Origin of the sequence: Thiohalomonas denitrificans (genome assembly GCF_900102855.1) — a bacterium.
GTDB lineage: Bacteria > Pseudomonadota > Gammaproteobacteria > Thiohalomonadales > Thiohalomonadaceae > Thiohalomonas > Thiohalomonas denitrificans.
In genome coordinates, this window is record NZ_FMWD01000015.1 from 1 (window position 1) to 25461 (window position 25461).

Consider the following 25461-nt stretch of genomic DNA (forward strand, 5'->3'; position numbering starts at 1 on the left):
CGCTTGTATGTTTGTTCCCGGCAAGTCACAAAGGGGCTTGTCGGGGTGGAGGGACGAACGCCGCATCTGGCCAAAGGCACAGACCGTAGGAGATATCGTCCCGCCCCTCACCTAATCGCCAATATGGAATCTATCGGCTATGGACCGACGATTAATGGCAAGCCAGCGCTAGGGTGAGCCCCGACAAGCATGTTCACATTAGTCGGGGGAGCATCTCATGGCAATGCCTGTACGGCCGTATCTGGTGGGGGTGGATGTCAGTAAGGCGGAGCTGGCTATCTGCGAACATCCTGAAGCTCCGGTAATCCTTCTGGAGAATGACCCGGGGTCGATAGCCGGGTGGCTAAAACAGTTGCAGGCTCCGGCCTGCCTGGCCGTCGAGGCCACCAATACCTACCACATGGAACTTGTGGACCAAGCGCACCGCCTTGGCCATACGGTGTACGTGGTCGATGGCTTTCGCCTGAACCGCTATCGCCAGAGCATCGGCGGCCGCGCGAAGACCGACAGTTCCGATGCCCGCCTGCTATGGCGGTACCTGGACCGGGAACGGGCTGACCTAAGGCCCTGGACACCGCCCTCGAAGGGCTATCGCACCCTCCAGCAGCTACTCAGACGCCGCGCCGTGCTCGTCCGGGCCAAATCAGCTCTGGAGCAGAGCCTGCGGGAGGTACCTGAGCTCAAGCGAGAAGCCCAAGGGCTCACCAAACAGTTCAAGATGCTCGACAGCGCCATCCTGCGCCGGATTCGAGAATGTATTCGCCACCACCAATGGCAGGCGGATATGGAGCGCTGCCAAGGCATTGAGGGGGTGGGACCACTGAGCGCCGCCGCGCTAACCATGGCCTTCCAGCGAGGTCACTTCCGCAGCAACGACGCCTTCGTCGCGTTCCTGGGGCTTGATGTGCGGGTCCGGGACTCCGGCAAGACCCGGGGGCAACGGAAACTGACCAAGCAAGGCGACCCGGAGCTGCGCCGACTTCTCTACCTAGCCGCTATGACCGCGAGCCGAAGCGCCACTTGGCGCGGCTTCTATCAGCGCCACTTGGACCGCGGTCTATCCCCAACGCAGGCGTTCATCATCCTCGCAAGGAAAATCGCAAGAATCGCCTTCTCGCTCCTTAAGAACCAAACCACCTATCAGCCCAAACCTCACATCGAGGCTTGCGCCGTGACATAGAATCTCCTACGGAGAATCGGGTCTGCCGCCAGAGCGGAGGAAATTCTGGCGGGTGCCATTCATTCCTGCTGCCGGGTATGATGGGGAGGATTGCCTCACACGGAGTCCGCATGCGAGAAAAACCCCGCATCCTTGATATACGGACACTGGCCCGGACGCGCCTGTTTCACGTCCAGCAGCTGGAGCTTCGGTTCGCCAACGGCGTCGAGACCACCTATGAGCGACTGCTGGGTTCCCCCCAGGGCGCCGTGCTGGTGGTCCCCCTCCTTGAAGACCGTCAGGTACTGCTGATCCGGGAGTATGCCGCAGGCACGGACCGCTACGAACTGGCGCTGCCCAAGGGGCGTATCGAAACGGGTGAAGGGGCGATTGAGGCAGCCAACCGCGAGATTCAGGAGGAAATTGGCTACGGAGCCAACCACCTGCGCCAGATCACCTCGTTGACGGTCGCACCGGGCTATCTGGGGCACTCCACCCATGTGGTGCTCGCCACCGATCTCTATCCCCAACGCATGCCCGGCGACGAGCCCGAACCCATTGATGTCATCCCCTGGTCACTGGACAACCTGGTCGAGTTGACCGCGCGCGAGGATTTCACCGAGGCGCGCAGTATCGCCGCCCTCTACATGGTCCGGGAGCTGCTGGATGGTTAGCCACCGGGACCACCACCGGATCGATCCCTGCGAACTGCTGACGCCCGCGCTGGAGGTCGCTATCGATGCGGGCCGCCGGATACTGGAAATCTACGAGGCGGGTTTCAAGATCGAGCAAAAAGAAGACGAGACACCGCTCACCGAGGCGGATACGGCGGCCAGCGATATCATCGAGAAGGGTTTGAGCGAACTGACGCCGGAGCTGCCCGTCCTCACCGAGGAGTCGGTGAAAATCCCCTACAGCGTACGACGGCGATGGAGCCGCTACTGGCTGGTGGATCCGCTCGATGGCACCCGCGAGTTCATCCAGCGCACTGGCGAGTTTACCGTCAACATCGCCCTGATCCACGATCAGGAGCCGGTGCTCGGTATCGTCTACGCACCGGCGATGGGGGTTTATTACTATGCGTGCCGCGGCCAGGGGGCCTACAAGCGAAATGACTGCTGCAACCCGGAGAGGATTCGGACGCGGCGGCTGGAACCGGGACGGCCGGTGGTGGTAGCCGGCAGCCGCTCACATCGGGGGGATGCGATGGAGGCGTTTCTCAAGCAGCTCCGAGAGTACGAGTTTGTCCCGCTGGGCAGCGCCCTGAAATCCTGTCTGGTGGCGGAGGGTACGGCGGATATCTACGCCCGGCTGGGTCCGACTTCGGAATGGGACACCGCTGCTACCCAATGCATCGTCGAAGAGGCGGGCGGCCTGATCACCGATACCCGAATGCGTCCCCTGCGCTACAACACCAAGGAAGACCTGCTGAATCCCCACTTTTTCACCTTCGGCGACCGGGAGGTCGACTGGTCTCGTTACTTGGGCGCACAGCTCCGGCCGTAGACGGCCATTACATTCTTCAATTCATCGAGTACAGCCCAGTGCTCGATCGCCTCCAGATGGGCGGTTTCCGGTAATGGCTCGCCCTGCTCCATCGCATCGATAGCCCCCCATACCGCCCGGCATCCTTTTTGACAGAGGACTTCAACGCAGGCATCAATCCGCGCGGCATCTGGGCTGATTAGGGGCTTTGCCATATCGAATTAGTCATTTCCGAAAAACGAGAGGACCAGTATAACGGTCTCTCCAATCCCATGGGAATCTACCAAAAGGATAGGACATCAGCGGCAAACCGCCGGTTTCATGCACCTGGGAGCCTCCAAAATGTAGGTTGGTGCTGCGGAACGAAGCCCAACAAAATCAGCGTTGGGGTTCGCATAACTCACCCCAACCTGCAAAAACGATGTCCTCGAACCGGCTACGACCCAAATCCGCCCGCTGATACTTCCGGTCAGAGAGCAAACGCCTCGTCGTAGGGCTGATCGCCCTCGACTACCGGCAGGGTGAGCTCATTACCCCAGTGGGACCAGCCGCCGTTGTAGAGCTTCACGTCCTCGTAACCGAGGCTCTTGAGCTGCATGTAGGCCAACCCCATGCGGAAGCCGTCATGGCAGTAGACATAGATGCGCTTGTCTTTGGGGATGTCCGCATACATCGCCGCGAGCTTTTCCGGCGAATGCCATTTCTGCGACTGGCCGTCGGTACCTTCCAGGCTGACGATATTGATAGCACCGGGAATGTGGCCGCCCTGGATGGCATGCTGGATGACCTTGCCCGTGTACATGTCGCGCGGCCGGGCGTCGAGCAGCACCACCTCCGGGTCGCGGCGCGACAGTACATCGTCATAGACATCGGTCCACTCCACGTACAGTGCCGGGTCGGCCTCTTTCAGGACCACACTGCCCGGCTCGGGCGCCACCGCCTCTTTCGACAGGTCGTTGAAAGCGGTCCATTCGATAGTGCTGCCGTTGAGCAGCTTCACCCGGTCCATGTCGAACCCGTACAGTTCCAGCAGGTAGTAGACCCTTGAGGTGAGGGCGGTGCGTGAGTCGTCGTAGAGCACAATGGTGGAATCGTCATTGACTCCCCACCCGCGCAGCGTCGCCTGGAAGTCCTCGCGGGAGGGAAAGCGCATGATCGGAGCGGCGAAATTGTCACCCAGGTCCTTGAAGCGCTGCACCTGGACGGCTCCCGGGATGTGCCCGACGGTGTAATAGCGGTGCGGATGGTAACGGACCTCCAGGAGCACCAGATCCGGATCGTCGATGTGCTCCTCCAGCCAGTCGGAGTTGACCAGGAAGGCCGGCGGCTGCGCGGCCGATGCAAGAACGGCGAACAGGAAGCCGATGGCCATCAGGAAGGTCTGAAGCATACGTCTGTGCATGGATCTCTCCGCTATTGTATGAGTTGCCGGCCAGGCAAACCGGAATGGTAGAGTACGCAGCCATGATACGGCTCAAGCCCCTGCTAATCCCCGCCGTGCCGCGCCAGTTCCCCGGCGAGCGCTGGATCAATATTGCCTTGCGTTGCCTGCACCTGGTAGGAATCGCCGGGATCAGCGGCGGCTTTCTGTTCACCCTCGCCGAGGCGCAGTGGCTGCCGTTCTGGTACCTCACTTTGAGCAGCGGCGTGGCGCTGTCCCTGCTCTATGTCTGGTCGACCGCGCTGTGGCTGGTGCAACTGAAGGGGATAGCCATCCTCCTGAAGGTGGCGCTGCTTGCAGCCGCCACCCTGTTCCCGGAGTGGCGCGCCGGGCTGTTCGTGTCGATCATCCTGATTTCGGGACTCATCGCTCACGCGCCCGGCGCAGTGCGTGGCTACCGCCTTATCTGAATCCGGTGAATGCTGCCCATCGGTGGATTCAGCACACTACCCGCCACAGGCGCCGCCGGAGCAGCAGCCGCCGCCGCTATTGCCGCCCAGCCAGCTGTCGATGGTCTCGCGGGAGGGTACGCCGCCGGCATGCACCAGTTTTTCATCGACCACCACGCCGGGCGTGGACATGACGCCATAGCGCATGATCTCGGCCACGTCGTCGACCTTCTCGAGCTGAACCTGGACACCCTTGCCCTTGGCCTGCTCCTCGATAAGCTGGAGCGTGGTATTGCAATTGGCACACCCGGTGCCGAGTACCTTGATGGTCTTCATTGGGTCGATTCCTCTGGTTTGACGGCCTCGATGGAGGCCGATGCTATATACGCCTCGACGCCGCGTCCCGGCGCCCAGTCACGGATGAATGCGCGGCTCTCGTCTTTCGGCGCGATGCGAATGGCCTCAAAGCCGGCATCGCGCAGCATCACCTCCAGCTCCCCGACAGGGGATGCTCCGGCGATGCAGCCGGTATAAAGGGCCAGATCCTGCCGCGCCTGTTCGGGTAGTTCGGCGGTCGCCACCACATCACTCACCGCCAGCCGCCCACCGGGCTTGAGGACCCGGAAGGCCTCACGGAAGACCTGCGGCTTGTCGGGTGAGAGATTGATGACGCAGTTGGAGATGATCACGTCGACATCGGAATCGGCCAGTGGCAGATGCTCGATCTCGCCGAGACGGAATTCTACGTTGCGGTAGTCGCCCTTGCGAGCATTCTCGCGCGCCTTGGCGAGCATTTCCGGGGTCATGTCCACACCGATCACCCGTCCGGAATCACCCACGGCGCGGGCGGCGAGGAAGCAGTCAAAGCCGGCCCCGCTACCCAGATCCAGCACGCTCTCGTCCGGTTTCAGCGCGGCAATGGCCTGGGGATTGCCGCACCCGAGGCCCAGGTCGGCCCCCTCGGGAACGGCACCGAGTTCCTCGTCGGAATAGCCGAGGCGTTGGGAGGCGATGGTCTCGGGTTGCGACCCACAGCCGCTGGTGTCGCTGCAGCAGCCACCACCGCCCTGCGCCACGCTGCCGTAGCTTGCGCGCACCGCAGTGCGGATCTCGTCGTCATTGTTGTCGTGCATAGCGTCGCCTCTTTTTCAGCAGCAGGACTGGCCGCTGCTCGTGGTGCTGCAGCCGCAGCCCTCTTCCGGTTCGGCAGCGATGGTGGCTTGCGCCTCGGCGGACTGCTCGTCGAAGACGGCGTCGAGCTTCTGTGCCGCCTCGTCGCGGATGTGACGGGCAATCTCGATCACCGTATCGATCTGGTGCTCGGGGATGCCGGCATCCCGCAGTCGCTGAAGCTGGCACTGGCCCATGGCCGGGTGATTGGCGGCGATGCCCGAAGCCAGCGAGATCATCGCGACAATGGAGGAGTGCAGTTGCGGTTGATCGGTCATTATCTATTCCTTTAACTCAACAGGTTGAAGCCCCAGCCCACCAGGGTGAAGGCAACGGCCAGTACCGCGGCATAGAGCCCCAGTGCCGGCCACCGGATCACCTTGCGCAGGATGATCATCTCGGGAAGGGAGAGGGCGGCGATACTCATCATGAAGGCCAGCGTGGTACCGATGGCGACGCCCTTGCCGAGCATCGCCTCCGCGACCGGAATGACTCCGGTGGCGTTGGAGTATAGCGGCACACCCAGTAATACCGCACCGGGTACCGCCAGCCAGTTGTCCCTGCCGCCCAGGTGCTCGGAGACCCAGCCCTCGGGCACATAACCGTGGAACAGGGCACCGACAGCGATGCCGGCAACCACCCATTTCCAGAGTCGACCGACAATCTCCTTCACCTCACACCAGGCGTAGCGATGGCGGCCGGCGAGCGAAGTATCGGGTTGCGGGAGAGTTGCCTGGCCCATGTGGATCTTCCATACATACTCCTCCACCCAGCGCTCCGGCCTGAAACGCTCCATGACCATGCCGCCCACATAAGCGACGGTAAGCCCCGCCGCGACATACATCAGCGTCAGCTCCCAGCCGAGAATGCCGAGAAGGATCACCACCGCCACTTCGTTGATCATCGGCGAGGCGATGAGAAACGAGAAAGTGACCCCGAGCGGGATCCCCGCCTCGACAAAGCCGATGAACAGCGGCACCGAAGAACAGGAGCAAAACGGCGTCACCGCACCCAGCCCGACCGCTGTGCTGCGCGCCATCCACCGAGGCTTGCCGCGCACGTATTCGCGCACCTTCTCCGGCGAAAGCAGAGCACGCAGCAGGCCCATCACATAGATGATGGCCACCAGCAGCACGAAGATCTTCACCGTATCCATGACGAAGAAATGCAGCGCAGCGCCCGCCTGGCTCTCGGCCGTCAGGCCCAGCCATCGATAGACGATCAAATAGGCGAGTGCATCAAACATTCGGAACCAAAACTCCTATTGCCTGGCAGCCTCTCAAAGAACAGCAATGGCTCCCAAAATGTAGGTTGGTGCTGAGGAACGAAGCCCAACAAAATCAGCGTTGGGGTTCGCATAACTCACCCCAACCTGCTATTCAGCCACAGCAGGCAGAACCCGGCCGGTTGGGCATACTGGCCAGGGCTGCACGATCCTCGTTATAAGGTGCCTGCCCGGCCAGGCCCTTAGCCGTGGCGGCCAGGACCTGTCGCGACCACTTCGGTAAATCAGCCGCCAGGCAGTAGTAGACCCACAGACCCTGGCGCCGGTCACTGACCAGCCCCCCTTGTCGCAAGTGGCCAAGGTGACGGGAAATCATTGGCTGCGACACCCCCAGCGCATAGGTCAATTCACAGACGCAAAGCTCTCCCTCCTGGTGCAGGAGCAGCAACGCCCGCAGTCGCAACGGATGCGCCAGGGCGGCAAAAAAGGTATCCGCATCGATATTCATGTGCATAATATATGCACAAGCGTATATACTGTCAACCATATATTTCAGAAAGCAGATATTCTTCTGCGTGGTAGCGGATCTTGAACAATCAACAACCGGAGGAAAAACAATGAAACCGAAGCTGCTATTTCTCTGCACTGGCAACTCCTGCCGCTCGCAGATGGCCGAAGGCTGGGCCCGTCACTTAGCGGGCGAACGAATCGAGGTGCAATCGGCCGGCATCGAGGCCCATGGCAAGAATCCGCGGGCGATAGCGGTGATGAGAGAGGTGGGTATCGATATCTCCGGCCAGGAGTCGACCCGGCTGACCGACGAGATGCTTGAGGGGACGGACCTGGTGGTCAGCGTCTGCGGCCACGCGGACGAAAACTGCCCGCTGCTACCGCCGGGGGCGCGCAAGGTCCACTGGCCCCTGGAGGACCCGGCCCGCGCAACCGGCACGGAAGAAGAGATTATGGATGTGTTCCGGGCCGCCCGTGACGACATCCGGGGCCGAGTCGCCGCGCTGGTGGATGAATTGGGAAAGTAACCGCTACGTAAAGTTCACTGGTTTGTAGGGGCACCGGAAGCCGGCAGGTCAATCGACCCGATTAACAGCGTCCCTTTTTCCTCTGTCCGGGAGGGCAATGGTAACCCTGTGAAGGGGGCGCCGATTGCTCTATCCGGACACCCGTCGTGCCGGTGGCACGTGCACTGGACTTTCCATCGGCGGTGGCTGCAGCCCCGACCGCTCCACCTATCGCACCCCCGAGGATGGCGCCATCGCGACCACCTACGTCATGGCCAATCGCAGCCCCTGCAGCGCCACCGATCCCACCACCGATGGCAGCATCGAGACTCGAATCCGCGCTGGCATCAACGGCGACAAGCACAATCGGAAGAATCAGAAATCGTAGTTTCATAGCAGGCCCGGGAAATAGAGGAATCTTCCTTAGAGTCGCCGATTGCCTGCGGAATGTACGTGATGTTAGTCACATCACACGAAGCTTTGAAATCTAACGCTAGTGATCAGCCGAGGAAGGCCCGTTGCGGCCTGACCGTCGGCTGGAACGTATTGTTCGGCTAATATGCTTGCTGTTCAATTGTTTTCCGAGCTTCGGGATAACAGACTTCAACAATGTTCTTGATCGGCGTGCGAAAGAGGATGGTTCTCCCGCCTCTTTGCTCCTTGGGTCCTGCGATGACTGGCAAATCGGATTCGTAAATCTTCTTCACCCAACCATCAAACTCCGACGCTGGCACGCTGAACCAGCGTAATCGGGATTCCCTATCAGACCAATCACCGCTCCCTCTTTCGGGCCGACATACGCCTATCGAGGCGACTCCATTGCTGAAGAAGTTGCAGCCCAAGAAATCCAACGAAAAACTGGGTCTCTTTTTCAAGAGAAACGGCATTAAGCGCTACGTGATCGATATTCATGAAAATTACTCTTCGGCCGAACGTCCAATCTCAGCTGTGGAAGGCCGCGTAGCGGCCTGACGTCGGCTGGAGCACCGAGTTAGAACGCTCTCCTTGACCTTGGTCGAGTTCCATAAATGCTATCGCCCCTATTAGCAGACTGGTGATCACTAGGGAGCGAACCAACCTGCGCTCTGGTTTCTGCACGAGGAAAAAAACATATGCGATCATGGCAAAAAACCATGACAGAAAATCACCACTCCAGAAGAAGGGGAAGGCAAGAATCATGGCGATAGGGTAACCAATCCAAAAGCGCCAAGTCCTAACGGCTTCGACTGCGCGTTCGTTAGCTGATGCGTTCCACCTCGAAAGAGTGTCCATAGTTTTCTTCATTACGAGTTCTAACGCCACCAATAAGCCGCGCCGCTACAAATGCTCGGAATGGCTGCTGCCCTTTCCGGCGTCGGCTTCATTGGATTGTTCGACTTTCCTAATTTTCAGCATCTGATTACCGCCCCGCTGGAATTCATACGGGACTCGGACCTGCGTCACTTCGTACCCCTGAGCCGAAAAATGTTCCGCCACCGGTTCTACATGGGGAGAGGGTGTGGCACCCAGTTGAAGCAGCGGAAAAATTCTTGTTTCTCCGCACACGCGGCACAACTCGGAGATCGTATCGATGTGGAACTTGAGATCTAGATGGTCGCTATAGAGAAACAAGAAGTGCGAGGACAGGGCAAGACTGAAACTGTCATCAGCGAAACTCAAGCGCGGAGCGGAGCTTGGGAGGTATCTCCCCTCAGCCCTGCCTTGTGGGTAGTCCGAAAGGAATTCCTGCATCGCCGCCATTCGGACTTTGCCCAGTTCATTAACGGAGCGGATGTGGTCCCAAACGAACTCATTTTCGTTCTGACGTGTTTGCCGCATGACGGCATCAAACGTCTCGTCGATCCGTTGGCTGATCTCATCTGCACGGAATGCGTAGAGTGGATCCACTGAGACAGCCGCGCCCCCACGCCTTGTCAATTCCGCGTTGAAGCTGGCTGGACCGTCACCACACCCAAGAATCGGTTTGGTGAGGTCCTCTTCCGAAAGTGCAAACATGCCCACATATTCTTGAAACGATCGGCCCCAAGGCACAATCTCCTTCAGTTCAAATGCCATCCCTTTCTCCTGTCGTCGAACGCTTCACATCAGCCGACCAAAATGGGGTGAGCGTTTGTGGCAAGCTGACAGCGCCACAAACGTGCAGCGCATTTTGGGTCGGACTGGATGTAATTGTTATACCTAATTGTACATATCTCCAAATATTTCTATCGCCTCGATAGCTGAAGAAATGTTGCCATTTAATGTTTCTTGAGACTTGTCGCCATATTCGCTTCCGGCCTCAGATATAGCCTTTTCTAGTGATTCCTTTAATTGTTCAGAAGAGTACTCAAAACTCTTCTCACTTGTTTGAAAGCAAAACCCATTGTCGACAAGCAGCTTTCCCAGTTCGTACTGTTTATACAATTTGGACTTGCAGGCATCAAGAGCGTAATTCATTTCAGCGAGTCTATTGCAACCTGAGAAGTATCTTGCTCTTTCTTCAAATACATTAATCGTCATAAACACTCTCAACGCAGGAGTAGCAGCTCTTAAAGCTTGCTTTGTTTTTTCGTCACCTTCTTCCGCGACTATTTCCTCACCCCATGAAGTAAGGATTTCGTCTATTAGCGAGCTTTTTCTATCTTCTATCGATTTATCCATAGGACCTCCTTACGGGTATAACGGCTAAGCTCACCCGACGCGGGCCGCGTAGCGGTACAAGGTTCAGGTCGGACTTGAGCCGCTAGTTATGCTGTGCACTGCACTCCAATAAGCGTCAAAACCGCGCCGGCCATAAAAGCGACGCCGGAACCCCACTGCAGAAAAAGATAAGCTCGCTTCAAAACCAAGAATGTTTTGTCTCTGACGCTTTTGAAAATCTGGTCACTGTCTTCATTGGCATCAAAACGTGACTTCGCATCTTGAAATCGATATCGGTCACGTGAAGCATTCGCGGAGGATCCGTATTTCAGTACCACAAGCGCGAGAATTCCAAAGACAAATGCCCAAGCGCCCAGGTACTGCCAAACCGAAACCGCGCCCTTAGCCTGTATGAAGCCAATAGCCGCAGTCGCTGCGGCACCATTCGCAAGCCAGAGATGCTTTTCCAGGTCAACTACGGTTTCCGTTTCTAGCTGCACTGACTTGGATGCGTACTCCCCCAGAACAGCTTCGAGCTTGTCGAGCTCTTCCTTAGAGTAGGCAGTTCGCTTTTTGTCCTGAAGATTTATCATCACCCTAAGCCAGCAGCATAACTTCCAAGCTCACCCGACGCGGGCCGCGTAGCGGCATGCGGTCGAGTGGAGCGCTGAGTTAGAGCTAATAGAACTCATTCTTCACCGGCGAAAAGTACGCAAGGGCTAAAACCACACCATCGGCCATGTTGGCGATGCTGATGAGCGTGGCTCCGCCTGCCGTTTCGACTGATAGCCCGTACAGAGGCGATAGTGCCATCGTAGTCACAACAAGGATTAGGAATAGCGACCGTGCGAGCTTTCGGAAAAGCAGGAGCCCAACCGCAGCAACCAGCCAAGCAACAAAAATTACGTTGTGGAATAGCTCTGGGCCCACGAAGACAGCATCATGACCTCCATAAGACAGCAAAGAGCCCGTGAAAGTATCCAAATACCCGTAGGTGTATGGGAGAAACCAATAGGCCACGTATGTTACTGCCCCGGCTATCACTGCAATCCTGAATAGCATTTTGGCGTTCATTCGCATTTTCTTGCTCTAACTACGTGTCGGCGGCAGCCCGCCGCATAACAGCCCGAATTCGGACCACCAATCTCGACCATCCCTTGAAAAAACAGCCACTTTCGCGCTCACTCCACGCTCGCCAAACCGCCGCTACGCGGCCAAGAACCTTATAGCGCCCTGCGCCAGCCGCGTAACGGCCGAGCCATTCGGGGGAAAACCTCGCAAGAACAGAGGCTTGTGTTTTTACGCGGTGATATCCGGGTCGGCAATTGCGGCATGGTCCGGGGGAGGCAACGACGTGAGACACGACACCGGAGCGGTGGCACAGGCGGGTGCAGCGGAAACAGGCGGACCCGGCCGCGTGGCCGTGCCGGGGCAGTCCTTGGGTGTTCGCGTGGTTCCATGCGGAGTCCACCGTTTCGCGTCGGGCGCGGTGCGGGATGGAAGGCCGTCCTGCCGACGCAATAGTCCGTGATGCCTGCGCCTTCTGGGGCGGGTCTGCGCGTTCAAAGGGGCTTCGTTTTCGCTATGTAGGCTAGGCTATCCCAGCCCTAACGACCTTTGCAATGACAGGGATAAATCAGTGGGGTAGGAAACGGCTGGCGGTCGCGGCAGGCAGCACCCGCCGCAACGCGCCGGTTTCCTTCATTCTCCCGACTTGCCCTTATTCAGACTCTCACGGAGTAAGTGGCCGAAGGAACCCACGGCCTCGTCGGCCTTGGGCTGCGCACTGGGCCGGTACGCTTCGAGGTTCGCGGCTTCCTCGTGGGCCGAGGCATCCAGCGACAGGCTCAGTCGGCGACGGGTGCTGTCGACGCTGAGGACGATGGCCTCGACGGCGTCGCCGGGGTTGACCACTTCCTTCGGGTGGCTCACCCGCTGGCCGCTCCCCAGTTCACTGATGGGCACCAGCGCTTCGAGGCCCGACTCGACCTCGACGAAGGCGCCGAAGGGCTGAAGCCGGGTGACCGTCCCCTTGACGGGTGTCCCCACGGGATAGCGCTGCTCGGCCCCCTGCCACGGGTCGGCGGCCAGGGCGCGGATGGAGAGGGCGATGCGCTCGCCCCGGCCCGGTTTTTCGCTCTTCTCGATCTTCAGCACGGAGACTTCCACCGCCTGGCCGGGACTGACCACGTCCCGGGGATGGGAGACCCGGCCGTAGGCGAGTTCACTGACATGGACCATGCCCTCGATCCCGCCGAGGTCTACAAAGGCGCCGTACTCCTTGACCGCGGTGACCGTGCCCGGAAGTACCAGTCCCACCGCCAGCCGGCCCCGAAGTTCCTCCGCATCCCGGCGCGCCGCCTCTTCCAATAGCGCCCGGCGCGAGAGCACGAGGTTGGGCCGGCGTCCGCCCTCGAAGCGGGTGATGCGAAAGCTCAGCCGCTGGCCGACGAACGCCTCGAGGTCATCGACGAAACGGATGTCCGCCTGCGAGGCGGGGCAGAACCCCCGCATCCCGGCAACCTGCACCTCGAGGCCGCCCTTGGTGACACCCGAGACCAACCCCTCCACCGGTAGCTGGTTGGCATAGGCGTTTTCCAGTTCAGCGCTGTCATGAACGGCCCGGCCGCTGCCGCGCCCCAGCAGCAGGGTGCCGCTGCGGTCGTCCCGGCTGAGCACCATGCTCTCGATGGTGTCGCCGACCTCCGCGTTGCGCTGCCCCTCGGCATCGGTCAGCTCGGCCACGTCGATCACGGCCTCGGCCTTGGCACCGACATCGACGAAGGCCTGCTCCTGACCAATGGAGACGATCCGGCCGCGAATGCGCTCGCCCACCTGGGGCGCCTTGCTGCTTTGAAGTGGGGTCTGCTGCTCAAACTCGCTGAGGAGGGCGCTGAAGTCTTCGTGTTCTGCCATGGGATACCCATTTGCCGGGGATGGTGAATGGATGCGCAGGAGTGCCGGCTCGACCTGCGTATTGGAAACGTTCACGGCCCCGAGGGCCGGATGGCCCATGGTAACCCGACAGGCTGCCGCAGGTCCGTTCCCTGATTTGACTTTGCCGTCGACAGAGAGGTTCGGGGCATCCGGCGATACATGCGGTGCACCCAGTTGCAAGGGAATGGCTTCCTGGGAACGGGGTGCCTTCACGTACCACAACAGATTTCATCGCGGCTCTCGCCTCGTCCTATCGCCAACCGCTTTGAGCAGTCCAGGTCCGGGTGAATGCCGCCCCATGGGCAAGGGCGCTCAACGGCGGTTCTAAAAAGGTTCGCAGGTCGGCGATTACCTTTTTGAAGCGAGCTGGTCGGCTATATTTGGCACGACTTCCCAAATGGTTTTCCCAATGTGCGCCTGCACGGAAAGGCCGTGTATATCGGCAAGCTGCTGATTGATGCGGAGGTAACGTAAGCTGGGGTCGAGAATGGCCAGGCCGACCGGGACACTGCGGTAGATTAGCTCCAACTCGACCGCCTTTTGCCGAAAGCGTGTCTCTGCGGCGGCAAGCCGTGTCTTGCCCGCGTTCAGCGCCTCTTGAGCCCGCACGTGCTCTGTCACCTCCCAGGTGATGACCAGCAGAGACGGCTCCTCGGTCGCTGGGAGTGCCGCGGGCAACGCTGACTCGGCTGGTTCGTCGCGGGCGGTGCAGGTTTTCTATCATTTGATAGCAAACGCGCTGGAGCACAATGACAAGCCTGAAGGTCACGTGTGGATCTCGGGGCGAGACGTTGGAGCGTTCCATGAGTTTTCCGTAGCCGACAACGGCCCCGGCATTTCGAAAGAGTATCAGGAGCGCGTATTCGAGATCTTTCAACGCCTCGACCCTTCCAAAGGAGCGGGCATAGGCATCGGACTGGCCATCACAAAAAAGCTGGCAGAGGGCGCTGGCGGGCAAATCGAAGTCGATTCAAAGTCGGGCAAAGGGGCCACTTTCCGTTTCACCTGGCCAAAGCAAATGGAAACAACAATGCTCTGAATGATTTCCCTCTCGTTCACCGACTCGTCAACGAAGTCGTAAGGTGACAACCGTCGTCTTTGAAAAGATCTTTTTGGGGCATCGAGCCGCCGTCTAGTTACATCCCCTCGAATGGCTGTTCTTGCCCGGTTTCGGACCCGGTCCGCTGTCGACCCAGAGCGGACAATCAGGTACTCCTGACTTGTGTGATTCCCCTTTTCCCGCAATTGGGCTCCTCTGAATTCCCGGTGTCGTTAGGTGCCTGGAATATCCGGTGACCAACCTTATCAACGAGAACCTTGAAAGGTGAACCGAATCCGGATGCAGCGTGACTACTGACACAAACGAGGAAGGAACTCCTACGTTAAGTTATACCCGTACTTCTCTCCAGACTGGGTGCTATCAACTAATTCGACCGACCTCGAGCGTAACAACCCACTGGAACGCCTGCACGTGAAGTCTAAAGAGACTTCCTCCTAGAAACCTGCCAAAGAGAGTTGTAAAGCATGAAGACTTTCAAACACACCGTTGCTCTAACACTCGCCGGTTTGCTAGCCGTACCCGCCGCCGCGTTCGCCGATAACGCTGCCTCTGCTTACACCGAGGATGGTACCGCCATAATTGGCTACGCTGCTGCTGTTGCTGGCGAAACGAATAGCTTGGGCTTCACCAAGGTCCTTAGCACCACGCTGAAAAACAGCGGCTCCCCCAAGGACCTATTTATAGGCCTTACCTTTGAAACCGGGTTAATGACCGAGACGGAGGTCAAGACTAATACGAAAAACGGCAAAGCCGAAGAAAGTTCGGCCACGGCATCTGCCGAAATCGAAATGTATGTGCTGGTTGACGGTCAAGAGGCAAAACCAGGTACGGTCACTTTCGATAAGCGTGAGCAGGCGATGTGGGCGACCCTTGGTCAGGGTCTGGTCTGCTCTGACGCCAACGGTGATGACATCATCACCTTCGACGAATGCAGCTTAACCGATCAGGAGGTCGGTCTTCTCCTTGAGACTAAAGCTGCTCATGGATTTAATTTCCTCTCGTACAACATCGGCTCGGGTTCTCACACCATAGAGGCCTTTGCACGCCTGAAAGCCCAAGGTGAAGTCGCCGATGCTTCATCCAATGCAAAGGCAAGCGCTTATCTGGGAAAAGGAACCCTTAGCGTTTTTGAGGTTCACGACTCAGTCACCCACTAAATAGAATCCAGCCAGCATCGGCCCCAAATACCGCAAGGTGTCTGGGGCCGTCGGCTTGGTTCAGTCGGTAGAGAACGTTCAGCTCGGCTGTCCAGAACGGCCGGACGGACTCTGAAAACGGTTTGCCGCTGCCGTATCAAAGAAGTGAGGTACAGTTCCGTATGCAAGTAAAGCACAGTGTTCCGGTGCATCCACATGGCGGTCGCGGTGTGCTTTTTTTGCCTGACGTGCCCGCCGCCACCCGAGGGGCACCGTTTCCACTATGCTCGTGGGGAGAGTACCCGAGTATTACGGGGACAGTTTCCCTGTTTCTTCAAGGACTTCCTTTCAGCTATCCGAATAGCCGCTAATGGCCGCTACACTATCTGGTCTGGACTCGACCGAAAACGTGGTGGCGCGCCCTCCTCCTCAAATGTCGGCTAAGCAGTGATCAGCGAACCAGGGCAAACGGTGCTCGGCTAATACCCCGTAACTATTCCCTACCAAGCCGGTCCGCCTGTCACCCCGCTATGCTCTAAGCAATGCGTTACCAGGCAGAATGGAGGGGCCGGCGTGAGCGACCTGACTGCGGATGAGATGAAGGCGCTCAAGCGGGAGGTCGAGGCGCTACGGGCAGAGCGCGATGCGTGCCGTAAGAGCAGCGAGCGCTACCGCGCGCTGTTCGAATCGATGATCGAGGGCTTTGGCCTGGCCGAAATCATCCTGGATGAGCAGGGCCGGCCCTACGACTATCGGTTGCTGGAGGTCAATGAGGCGTTTGGTCGACTGACCGGTTTTCCTCCGCATGTCGCCGAAGGCAAAACAGCCCGCGAACTGGTACCCGGTGTCGAACCACTCTGGATTGAGGCCTACGGTCGGGTGGCGCTGACTGGTGAGCCAGCGCGATTCGAGGCCTACGCCGAGGGGCTGGGCAAGTGGTTCGAGGTCTTCGCCTACCGCACCGCGCCGGGGCAGTTTGCTCACCTTTTTACCAATATTACCGAGCGCAAGTTGGCCGAGCAGACCCTGCGTGAGAGCGAGGCGCGTTATCGCCAGCAAGCCATCGAACTGGAGACCATCTATGGACAAGCGCCCGTCGGCCTGTGCGTGTTCGACACTGGTCTGCGTTTTCAACGAGTCAACCAGCGACTGGCCGAAATCAACGGCGTTCCAATCGAATCCCACTTGGGGAGAACCGTGCGCGAGGTTGTACCTGCGCTCGCCGAACAGGTGGAGCAAGTCGCCGGGAAAATACTTGAAACGGGCGAGCCGGTGCTGAACGTCGAAATCAGCGGGGAAACCGCCGCCCACCCCGGGGTCGAGCGATTCTGGATTGAGAACTGGCTGCCGCTCAAGGACGAGGCCGGGAATATTTGGGGGATTAATGTGCTGGCCGAGGAGATCACCGAGCGCAAGCGCCTGGAAGAGAGTCGCCGGCGTGAGACAGAATTCCGGACCTTGGCCGAGCACACCCCCGATAACGTCGTCCGGCTCGATAGGTCGCTACGCTATCTCTATGTTAATCCGGCCACGGTGGCAAGCACCGGCATCCCAAGGGAAACCTTCCTGGGCAAAACCGACCGTGAGCTGGGTATTCCGGAGGCGCTGGTGGCGGACTGGCAACCCCGTACACGCAGGGTCTTCGATACCGGCCAGGAGGAGAAAGTTGAGTTTACCTTTCTCACCCCCCAAGGCGAGCGCTACTTCGAGTCACACCTGGTACCGGAATTCGGCCGCGATGGACGAGTCGAGACAGTGCTGGCGGTGACCCGTGACCTGACTGAGCGAAAGCGTGCCGCAGAGGCCCTTGAGCGCACCGCACACAAGCTTGGCGAGCGCAACAAGGAGCTGCGCTGCCTGTACTCGGTCGCCTCCCTCACCCACCGGCGGGACCGTCCACTGGACGAAATATTACGCGGCACGGTCAATGCGCTGGTCCCTGCCTACCAATATCCGGAGATTACCTGTGCACGGATCACGGTGGAGGGTGCGAGCTATCACACCGAACCATTTGCCCAAACAGTATGGCGTCAGGCAGAAGTGATCGGAGTGGATGGCCAAAGCGTGGGAGAGTTGGAGGTGTTCTACCGGGAGGAGCGCCCACCCGCGCAGGAGGGGCCATTTCTCACCGAGGAGCGGGCGATATTGCGGGCCGTCGCCGATTTGCTCGACCGTGCCCTGCTGGAGCGGCGCGAGTGGGCCGCCCGCTTGCAGGCCGAGAGCGGATTCAAGGAGGCCCAGCGCCTGGCCCACGTCGGCAGCTGGGAGTGGGACCGATTAAACGACCGCTCCCACTGGTCGGACGAGATGTTCCGCATCGCCGGACACGCCCCGCAAGCCTTTCCCGTGACTCCCCAGTCGGCCCTTGAAGTGGTCCACCCGGGGGATCGGGAACGGGTACGGGCCTTGGCGCAGCGGGCCATCGAAACCGGCGAGGGGTTTGTGGATGAGCTCCGAATCGTGCAGCCCGACGGCGGGGTGCGCGTGATAGTAAGCCGGGGCGAGGCCGTGAAAAGCTCTGGTGGCGAGGTGGTGGCTCTGCGAGGAACCTGGTTGGATGTCAGCGAACGTAAACAGTCTGAGGAGGCGCTGCGCGCAAGCGAGGCCCGTTTTCGCGAAGTGGTCGAACTCGTCCCCGACATCCTCTATCGCGTGGCTCTCCCGGGTTATCACGCCCAATTCATCAGCCCTGCCGTTAAGAACCTCCTTGGCTTCAAACCGGAGCAGTGGCAGCAAGACCCGACGATTTGGGTCCGTCAGTTGCATGAGGATGACCGCGATCGGGTCCTCTCCGGCTTGCAGGCGGCGCTCCGCGATGCGCGGCACTGCACGCAGCAATACCGGATGTGGCATAGCAACGGCCGTACCCTGCGCTGGTTCGAAGATCGAAAGCGCATTGAGCGCGATACTGACGGTAAGCCTGTGGCCCTGTTCGGCGTCATGAACGACGTCACCAGCCTCAAGCAGGCCCAACAGGCCCTGGAACGCGAGACCCTGCATGACCCACTGACCGGTGTGGCCAATCGCCGCTACCTCAAACAGTTCATCGAGCGGGAATGGCGGCGCGAAACCCGCCACGGCCATACGGTGTCGATCATCATGGTCGATATCGACCATTTCAAAGCTTACAACGACCACTATGGGCACCAGCGGGGCGACGATTGCCTAAAGAAGGTGACTCGGGCCTTGAGGGCGAATTTGCGTCGGCCCACCGACCTGCTGGTGCGTTATGGTGGCGAAGAATTCGTAGTGGTGCTGCTGGAGACCGAATTAGAACCGGCGCTCCAGTTGGCCGAAACGATGCGAAAGGTCGTCGAGGAACTGCGCCTGCCTCATGTCACTTCCCCGGTAAGCGAATCAGTGACCATCAGCGCCGGTGTAGCGGCAAAACCAGCGAGGAACAGCACTTTTCGGGCGCTGCTCGCTGCGGCCGACGAGGCCCTCTATCGCGCCAAGGACGGGGGTCGCAACCGGGTGGAGGCGAATGCTTAGTGCCTCGGCTTCCAGCTTGATAGACGGACCGCTTTTCAGCACAAACCGGTAGTTGATTCGGGTCGGAACGACCGGCGGCTATTGGCCAGTTTTCGTCCGTTCACCAAGCGCCGATCAGGTGAGACCACTTCCTGGCCCACCTCGCCCACATCGCGAACAAAGAGTGTTTGGCCTAAATTGGGGGCTATGAATGGCAAAGGTCCTAGTCCGGGCAGCGATTCACTCGATGGGTCGGCACGCCATCCCGTTGGGTGGGTCGCAAATCCTTGCAAGGAGCTGGAGTGAACCAGGAAACCGGCGGCCAATCAGCGAATCCGGAGCGAGAGATTCAGGAATTGCGTGATGAACTGCAGACCTTGCGGAGGAATCAGGCACGCTTTGAAAACCTGTTCGATTTTATGCTGGAAGGCTTCGGCCTGGCCGAAATCCTTTTCGACGAGCAAGGGCGGCCCCATGATTATCGTCTGCTGGAGGTCAACCCCGCCTTCGGGCAGCTGACTGGAATTAATCCGGAAGAGGCCAAAGCCCGAACGGCGCGGGAACTGCTACCGAATCTTGAGCCGTTCTGGATAGAGACCTTCGGTGAGGTGGTACTGACGGGCGAGCCGACTCAGTTCGAAGGTTATGTCCGAGAACTGGATCGCTGGTTCGATGTGCGCGCCTACCGTGCCGGCCCACGCAAGTTCATCCATCTGTTCAATGACATCACCCGGCGAAAGCGAGCGGAACAGGCCTCCCACGAGCGAGAAACACAACTCACCGAAGCCCAGCGCCTGGCCAACCTCGGCAGTTGGGAGTGGGAAGCTGCGACCGATACCGTAACCTGGTCCGAAGAGATGTACCGTATTGCCGGTATAGATTCTTCCTTTCCGGCACCCGGCTACTTCACCGAGCACCCACGCCTCTACACACCCGAGAGCTTGAAACAGCTCGACTCCGCCGTGAAGGCGGCTCTGCAAACCGGCCTCCCGTATGAACTCGACCTGGAATTGGTACGGCCGAATGGTGATACCCGATGGGTCCTGGCCCGGGGTGAGGCAAGGCGCGACGACAGGGGCACCATCATTGGGCTGCGCGGGACCGTACTGGATTTCACCGAGCGTAAGCGAACAGAGGAGGCCCTGTGGCGCAGAGAGAGGCAACTGCGCCTGATTACCGACAACCTGCCGGTACTGATTGCCTATGTCGACGCCGAGGAGCGCTACCGGTTCGCCAACCGGACGTATGAGCGATGGCTGAACACTTCTACGGCACGCATCGTTGGCAGCAAAATGGAGGACATCCTGGGTCGAGCCGCGTATGACGCTATCAAACCCTATTTCGATCGCGCCCTTGGCGGTGAGATGGTTCGGTTTAACGCTTTGATACCTTACGCTGGCGGGTCGCGCGAGGTGGAATCGGTCCTTGTCCCGGAAACCGGTCCGCAGGGGCAGGTCCAAGGTGTTTTCGGCCTGATTCAGGATCTCAGTGAGATGGAGGAGTATAAGCGCAGTATGCGATACCTGCGCGAGAGCGAAGAGCGCTACCGACGGCAGGCCACCGAACTGGAAACCATCTACTGGAACGCCCCAATCGGCCTGATCGTCTTCGACTGCGAACTGCATTTTCAGCGAATCAACGATCGAATGGCCGCGATCAACGGTGTGCCGGCCGAAGCGCACATCGGCAAGACACCCCGGGAGGTGGTGCCCGAGCTTGCCGGGGTGGCCGACAAGTTGGCCCAGCGAATCTTGTCCACGGGGCAGCCGGTACTGAACTTCGAGATCAAGGGCGAAACGCCCGCCCACCCTGGCGTCGAGCGCTTCTGGATTGAACACTGGCTGCCGCTCAAGGATGAGGCGGGGAAGGTCTGGGGCATCAATGTGGTGGTGGAGGAGATCACCGATCGCAAACGCAATGAGGAAGCGCTTCGGCGGGCCAATGCAGAGTTGCAACAGTTTGCCTACGTCGCATCTCACGATCTGCGTGCACCACTGCGAGCGGTATCCAACCTGTCGAGCTGGCTTGAAGAGGACCTATCCTCCCAGCTCTCTGGTGAGAGCCGGCAGCAGTTGCAACTGCTACGTGAACGGGTGGCTCTCATGGACGCCCTGATCACCGGACTGCTCGCCTACGCCCGCGCGGGCGGGCAGACCCGCCACATCGAAACGGTCGATTGCGGGCAGTTGGTACGGGATGTAATCAAGACGCTGGACGTTCCCGAAGGCCTTCACATCCGAATTGCCGGGAAGATGCCTCGGCTGATCACCGACCGCACCAAGCTGCAGCAGGTGTTTGCCAACCTGATAGGAAATGCCATCAAGTACCACGACCGCCCCGCAGGTCATGTCTGGATATCGACCGCCGAGACGGGTGAATGGCAGGAGTTTACAATCGCCGACGATGGGCCCGGCATTCCCCCCGAATATCACGAACGGATCTTTGAAGTTTTTCAGCGCGGGCCGGGGACCGAAACACATGAAGGGACGGGCATCGGCTTGGCGGTGACGAAAAAGCTTGTGGAGGGAGTGGGAGGACACCTTAGCGTGGAATCGGCACCACACCAGGGGGCAACGTTCCGTTTTACCTGGCCTAAGGTCATGGAGGCGGAAATCGCCCAAAGTGCCCTAATTGGGGACGCAGGAATTGGCGGTTTTGCACCTCCTCGCCAACCCGTGCTCCGAAAATAGACAGTCGATGGAAGGTTGGTCTTTCCGGTTATGGTGCCGCTGGCGCCGGACGTCTTGCACGCTGCAGACTGCGGAGAACGCATAGCACCAAAGAAGACCGGCTTCCGGCTGGCTTCAACGCCGGAATCGGGAATATGCACTCCCGACGCCGGCTAGACGGTGATCAACGGACCTTCGACTTCATCGGAGGATTGGCTATACGAACCTCTGTTCTTCTCCGGTTCGGCTATCCATTAGCGTGGTCGCCTCTAAAGTGTTGTCTAAAGAGGTGCTAGCCTTTTCTGCGGAGAGAAAGCATGTCGGAGCGACCGTCGCGTATGGAGGAAGTTCGCCAGATCCAACAGGACTTCCGCACCCTGTCTGAGCACTCAACCGATATCATCTCCCGCTTCGATCGGGCCATGCGTTACCTGTACGTCAATCCAGTGATCGAGCGCTACAGCGGGTGGCCACGGGAGGCCTTCATCGGCAAAAGTAATGCCGAATTGGGTATGCCGAGGGCACTGGTGACGCTGTGGAACGAGCGGATCCAGAGTGTATTCGCTTCCGGTCGTACAGAGACGTTTGAGTTCAGCTTCCCGGCCCCCCAGGGGGAGTGCCACTTCGAGGCGCGCCTGGTGCCGGAGTTCGGAGAGGACGGCCGGGTGGCCACCGTTCTTGGCGTCGCGCACGACATCACCGATCGCACCCGGTTCGAGGAGACATTGCGCCGAACCGCCCACGACCTTGACGAACGTGTCAAGGAGGTGAGCTGCCTGTACACGGTCGCCTCGCTCACGCAACAGCGCTCCCGTGCCCTGGCAGAGGTACTGCAAGGCACCGCGGAGGCGTTGGCCGCCGCCTACCAGTACCCGGAGATCACCTGCGCCCGGATAACTGTTGACGGGCACACGGAATGGTCCGAGCCGTTCGAACAAACCCCTTGGCGACAGGCGGTGACGTTTGGGGCGAACAACCGGCCCTCCGGTGTCATCGAGGTGTTCTATCGAGAGGAACGCCCGCCGGCCCAGGAGGGGCCATTCCTCGCCGAAGAGCGGGCTATACTCAACGCCGTTGCCGAACTACTCAGCCGCAGCCTGCAGGAACGGCAGGAGTGGGCCGCCCGTGAGAAAGCCGAAGCGGTGCTGGTACGTAAAACCAAGGAGCTAGAGCGCCTGAACGCGGAGTTGGAGGAGTTCGCCTACGTGGTCTCCCATGACCTGAAAGCGCCTTTACGGGCCGTGGCCAACCTCGCCTATGTTATCGACGAGGATGTGGCAGAGGGACTCGATGAGGAGAACCGGCTGCGGCTGCGGCTTCTGCGCAAGCGAGTTATGGGGATGGACACGCTCATCGATAGGCTGCTCGGCTACGCCCGTCTGGACCGTTCAACGCAAGAGCGCGAAGCCGTTGCGCTTGGCCCCCTGCTGGACGACTTGCTCGCCCGCCTGACCATTCCACCTGGCTTTCGGATCGAGTTGCAAGAACCGTTACCGACTATTTTCGCCAACCCACTGCACCTGCGTCAGGTCTTCCAGAACCTCATCACCAATGCGATCGATCACCACGACAGCTCCAAAGGGTCGGTTTGGATCCGAGCACATGATGACGGGAAGCACTGGCGCGTGGAGGTAGTAGATGATGGCCCCGGTATTCCAGCGTGGGCGAAGGAGAGGATCTTTCGCATGTTCAGTAGCGGTGGCAAGCCGGGCCACACCGGTATCGGCCTGGCGGTGGCACGTAAAATCGTCCTAAGTCACGGCGGACAGATCGAAGTGGCCGATAATAGCCCACGGGGAACGATTTTTCGGACCTTCTGGCCGAAATGAACAGCGGCTGTCGAGAGCACCACAAGTCCAGCTTTCGACCCCGCAACGGGGCAAGCTGGCCGGGCGCATGGGCCGTTTGGCGAGGCGACCGGCAAAAGGGATGAGCATGTGTTTGGCTGCCGGCCCGCTTGTTGTCGCTTCGGCGATTCAGTCGAGTGGCAGCGACACGTCAGCGGTGCCCCAGACCCGATTGAATTCACGCTGTACCGCAGCGGCCTTTTCCGCTTGGCCTTGGGCGTTAAGCGCCTCGGTGAGGCCGTAGAGCGACCAGCCGTTATCGCGGAAACGTTCGAGGTCTTTGCGGAAAGCCCGTTCCGCCTCCGCCGAGCGGCCGGCTAGCAGCAGAACGCGGCCGAGGTCCTGGCGGGCCGGGACGGACCACTCCGGCGGCTCTCCGTAGAGCAGCGCGTCTTCACTGCGGACGGCTGCCTGCATCTCGGCCACGGCTTGTTCGAGGTCATCGGCCGCAACCTCGACGTAACCGGCCAGCACGTGGGTAGCGACAGCCAGCAGGTCTCGCGACTTGTTGAATTCCATGCGCATGCCGACGATCGCCGAATCCCCGGCGATCCGACGCAGCGCCTGCAGCTGGTCACGTGCCGCCGCCACTTCGCCGCTGGCGACGAGCGCACGGCCGCGGGAATAGTGCCAGAGAGCGCGCGCATGCGGCATCGATGCGGCAGGTGGGTCGGTCGCGAGGATCTCGTCCCAGCGACCGAAGCGGACCAGCATCTGCAACGGCCGGGTGGACCAGTGCTGCAGGAAGTCCATCCCCGGCGTGCCGTACATCTCCGGCGGTATGAGGTCGGCAACCTTGCGTGCGGACGCGATCGCCTGCTCGCTCCGACCGATCATCGAGGCCGCGAATGCCAGGAAATCGTAGTTGTGGGGGTAGTAACCCACCGTATACATGCCGTAGCCCGGCCGCTGGTCCGCTATCCAGGTTTCGTCTTCGTGCACGGCGTGCTCGTTCTGCTCGATGGCATCAAGATAGCGCCCGACCCGGATATAGATGTGGCTCGGCATGTGGACGATATGCCCGGCCCCCGGCATCAGGTCCGCCAGCCGCTCCGCGCAGGGAACTGCGCGCTCGGGGTAAAGCTTCTCGACCGCGTGGATGTAGAAGTGGCATGCTCCCGGGTGATTCGGATCCTGGTCGACGACCCGCTGGAAACCCGCCAGCGCCTCTTCCATGCCGGGCTTTGGCCGGCCGTCTTCGGTCCAGTAATCCCATGGCTGCAGATCCATGATCGCCTCGCCGTAGAGTACGACCGCCTCGGGATCGTCCGGCCAGCGCGCCGCGACGCGCCCCATCGCCTCGGCGTACGCCTTGTCCAAGTCGGAGCGGTCTTCCTGCGGCTCGGGCGCATAACGTTCGGCGAGCGCATCGATGAAGGCACGCTCTCGCTCCGACGCATACTCACGCCGTTCCAGTGCACCCTGCAGCGCGTCGTACGCCGCCACCGCAGCATCCGCATCCATGGGCAGGTTGATGTTGGGACCCCAGGCGAGGGCCTCACCCCACCAACACATAGCGCATCGCGGGTCCAGCCGCTGTGCCTCGCGGAAGGCCCGGATGCTCTCGGCGTGGTTGAAGGCGTAGTAGAGCCTGAGGCCCTGATCGAAGTATGCCTGCGCTTTGGGAACGTCGGTCGTGATCGCGTAGTGATGGTCACCCAGGTCATCATAAAGTGGGGCTTCGTCACCTTGGCCAGCCGCGGCGTGTTGCTGGGCGGCAGACGGCTGCGATACCGCGATCCCCAGACCCAACAAGCCCAGAGCAAGAAATATGATCATGCGCATGGGAACTCCCCTCCCTGCTCTTTAGTTCAGACTTTTCCCTGTTTCTAGAGAT

General features: G+C 59.9%; 26 protein-coding genes. 11 read left to right on the forward strand and 15 right to left on the reverse strand.

The genetic code is table 11. The features are described 5' to 3' along the window. Positions 1-217 precede the first annotated feature (217 nt). The 3 genes from BLP65_RS15585 (at position 218) to cysQ (ending at position 2665) form a co-directional block, all read left to right on the forward strand. Positions 218-1180 carry an IS110 family RNA-guided transposase gene (locus BLP65_RS15585; RefSeq protein ID WP_092992258.1) on the forward strand — a complete coding sequence of 321 codons (963 nt, stop codon included), beginning with the start codon at positions 218-220 and terminating at the stop codon, positions 1178-1180. 110 nt (positions 1181-1290) lie between these two features. Further along, positions 1291-1833, forward strand: coding sequence for an ADP compounds hydrolase NudE (gene nudE / locus BLP65_RS15590; RefSeq protein ID WP_092999087.1), 543 nt, complete (start codon positions 1291-1293; stop codon positions 1831-1833). Beyond that, positions 1826-2665, forward strand: coding sequence for a 3'(2'),5'-bisphosphate nucleotidase CysQ (cysQ, locus tag BLP65_RS15595; RefSeq protein WP_092999089.1), 840 nt, complete (start codon positions 1826-1828; stop codon positions 2663-2665). Before nudE ends, cysQ begins: the two co-directional genes overlap by 8 nt. On the opposite strand, the gene BLP65_RS15600 is transcribed toward cysQ, so the two are convergent. Together BLP65_RS15600 and BLP65_RS15605 are read right to left on the reverse strand one after the other, a co-directional pair. Beyond that, positions 2638-2859 carry a hypothetical protein gene (locus tag BLP65_RS15600; RefSeq protein ID WP_245688383.1) on the reverse strand — a complete coding sequence of 74 codons (222 nt, stop codon included), beginning with the start codon at positions 2857-2859 and terminating at the stop codon, positions 2638-2640. The two genes, cysQ and BLP65_RS15600, sit on opposite strands and share 28 nt — an antisense overlap. 254 nt (positions 2860-3113) lie before the next feature. Beyond that, positions 3114-4046 carry a sulfurtransferase gene (locus BLP65_RS15605; RefSeq protein ID WP_092999091.1) on the reverse strand — a complete coding sequence of 311 codons (933 nt, stop codon included), beginning with the start codon at positions 4044-4046 and terminating at the stop codon, positions 3114-3116. A 44-nt stretch (positions 4047-4090) separates the two neighbouring features. On the opposite strand from BLP65_RS15605, the gene BLP65_RS15610 reads away from it, so the two are divergent. After that, entirely contained in the window at positions 4091-4495 is a 405-nt protein-coding gene (locus BLP65_RS15610; RefSeq protein ID WP_217632023.1) for a hypothetical protein, read from the forward strand. Between the two features lie 36 nt (positions 4496-4531). Here the strand turns inward: BLP65_RS15610 and BLP65_RS15615 are convergent, their stop codons facing one another. The 5 genes from BLP65_RS15615 to BLP65_RS15635 all read right to left on the reverse strand — a co-directional run bounded on the left by BLP65_RS15615 (position 4532) and on the right by BLP65_RS15635 (position 7383). Then, positions 4532-4810, reverse strand: coding sequence for a thioredoxin family protein (locus BLP65_RS15615; RefSeq protein WP_092999093.1), 279 nt, complete (start codon positions 4808-4810; stop codon positions 4532-4534). After that, positions 4807-5607 carry an arsenite methyltransferase gene (locus tag BLP65_RS15620; RefSeq protein ID WP_092999095.1) on the reverse strand — a complete coding sequence of 267 codons (801 nt, stop codon included), beginning with the start codon at positions 5605-5607 and terminating at the stop codon, positions 4807-4809. The genes BLP65_RS15615 and BLP65_RS15620 overlap by 4 nt, the downstream gene beginning before the upstream one ends. A gap of 15 nt (positions 5608-5622) precedes the next feature. Beyond that, the gene (locus tag BLP65_RS15625; RefSeq protein ID WP_092999097.1) at positions 5623-5922 is read right to left on the reverse strand and encodes a hypothetical protein; all 300 of its coding nucleotides are present in this window, start codon (positions 5920-5922) and stop codon (positions 5623-5625) included. 11 nt (positions 5923-5933) lie between these two features. Then, positions 5934-6890: a permease gene (locus BLP65_RS15630; protein ID WP_092999099.1), complete on the reverse strand. Its 957-nt coding sequence runs from the start codon at positions 6888-6890 to the stop codon at positions 5934-5936. A gap of 133 nt (positions 6891-7023) precedes the next feature. Continuing rightward, complete coding sequence (locus tag BLP65_RS15635; protein WP_317623064.1) at positions 7024-7383, reverse strand: ArsR/SmtB family transcription factor; 360 nt, start codon at positions 7381-7383, stop codon at positions 7024-7026. A 103-nt stretch (positions 7384-7486) separates the two neighbouring features. On the opposite strand from BLP65_RS15635, the gene arsC reads away from it, so the two are divergent. Together arsC and BLP65_RS17035 are read left to right on the forward strand one after the other, a co-directional pair. After that, entirely contained in the window at positions 7487-7906 is a 420-nt protein-coding gene (gene arsC / locus BLP65_RS15640) for an arsenate reductase (thioredoxin) (RefSeq protein WP_092999101.1), read from the forward strand. A gap of 124 nt (positions 7907-8030) precedes the next feature. Next, positions 8031-8273: a hypothetical protein gene (locus tag BLP65_RS17035; protein WP_175452620.1), complete on the forward strand. Its 243-nt coding sequence runs from the start codon at positions 8031-8033 to the stop codon at positions 8271-8273. Positions 8274-8827: 554 nt separating this feature from the next. On the opposite strand, the gene BLP65_RS15650 is transcribed toward BLP65_RS17035, so the two are convergent. The 7 genes from BLP65_RS15650 to BLP65_RS15680 form a co-directional block, all read right to left on the reverse strand. Beyond that, a complete protein-coding gene (locus BLP65_RS15650; RefSeq protein WP_139181538.1) occupies positions 8828-9169 on the reverse strand; it encodes a hypothetical protein in 342 nt (113 codons plus the stop codon). A 33-nt stretch (positions 9170-9202) separates the two neighbouring features. Continuing rightward, positions 9203-9940 (reverse strand): SAM-dependent methyltransferase, encoded by a 738-nt coding sequence (locus BLP65_RS15655; protein ID WP_092999107.1) that lies wholly within the window; start codon positions 9938-9940, stop codon positions 9203-9205. Between the two features lie 123 nt (positions 9941-10063). Then, on the reverse strand, positions 10064-10525 hold the full coding sequence (locus tag BLP65_RS15660) for a hypothetical protein (protein WP_092999109.1): 462 nt from the start codon (positions 10523-10525) through the stop codon (positions 10064-10066). Between the two features lie 86 nt (positions 10526-10611). Continuing rightward, complete coding sequence (locus BLP65_RS15665) at positions 10612-11097, reverse strand: hypothetical protein (RefSeq protein ID WP_092999111.1); 486 nt, start codon at positions 11095-11097, stop codon at positions 10612-10614. A gap of 85 nt (positions 11098-11182) precedes the next feature. Further along, positions 11183-11578 (reverse strand): hypothetical protein, encoded by a 396-nt coding sequence (locus BLP65_RS15670; RefSeq protein ID WP_092999113.1) that lies wholly within the window; start codon positions 11576-11578, stop codon positions 11183-11185. A 627-nt stretch (positions 11579-12205) separates the two neighbouring features. Next, the gene (locus BLP65_RS15675) at positions 12206-13420 is read right to left on the reverse strand and encodes a 30S ribosomal protein S1 (protein WP_092999145.1); all 1215 of its coding nucleotides are present in this window, start codon (positions 13418-13420) and stop codon (positions 12206-12208) included. Positions 13421-13789: 369 nt separating this feature from the next. Beyond that, on the reverse strand, positions 13790-14119 hold the full coding sequence (locus BLP65_RS15680; RefSeq protein ID WP_092999115.1) for a PAS domain-containing protein: 330 nt from the start codon (positions 14117-14119) through the stop codon (positions 13790-13792). Here BLP65_RS15680 and BLP65_RS15685 point away from each other — a divergent pair. The 5 genes from BLP65_RS15685 to BLP65_RS15705 all read left to right on the forward strand — a co-directional run bounded on the left by BLP65_RS15685 (position 14073) and on the right by BLP65_RS15705 (position 23606). Next, a complete protein-coding gene (locus BLP65_RS15685) occupies positions 14073-14480 on the forward strand; it encodes a sensor histidine kinase (RefSeq protein WP_092999117.1) in 408 nt (135 codons plus the stop codon). The genes BLP65_RS15680 and BLP65_RS15685 overlap by 47 nt on opposite strands. A gap of 485 nt (positions 14481-14965) precedes the next feature. Then, a complete protein-coding gene (locus tag BLP65_RS15690; RefSeq protein WP_092999119.1) occupies positions 14966-15658 on the forward strand; it encodes a hypothetical protein in 693 nt (230 codons plus the stop codon). Between the two features lie 552 nt (positions 15659-16210). Further along, a complete protein-coding gene (locus tag BLP65_RS15695; RefSeq protein WP_092999121.1) occupies positions 16211-19129 on the forward strand; it encodes a diguanylate cyclase in 2919 nt (972 codons plus the stop codon). A 281-nt stretch (positions 19130-19410) separates the two neighbouring features. Continuing rightward, on the forward strand, positions 19411-21798 hold the full coding sequence (locus BLP65_RS15700; protein ID WP_092999123.1) for a PAS domain-containing protein: 2388 nt from the start codon (positions 19411-19413) through the stop codon (positions 21796-21798). Between the two features lie 296 nt (positions 21799-22094). Next, positions 22095-23606, forward strand: coding sequence for a sensor histidine kinase (locus BLP65_RS15705; protein ID WP_092999125.1), 1512 nt, complete (start codon positions 22095-22097; stop codon positions 23604-23606). A gap of 147 nt (positions 23607-23753) precedes the next feature. On the opposite strand, the gene BLP65_RS15710 is transcribed toward BLP65_RS15705, so the two are convergent. Further along, entirely contained in the window at positions 23754-25409 is a 1656-nt protein-coding gene (locus BLP65_RS15710; RefSeq protein WP_217632024.1) for a tetratricopeptide repeat protein, read from the reverse strand. Positions 25410-25461: the final 52 nt, after the last annotated feature.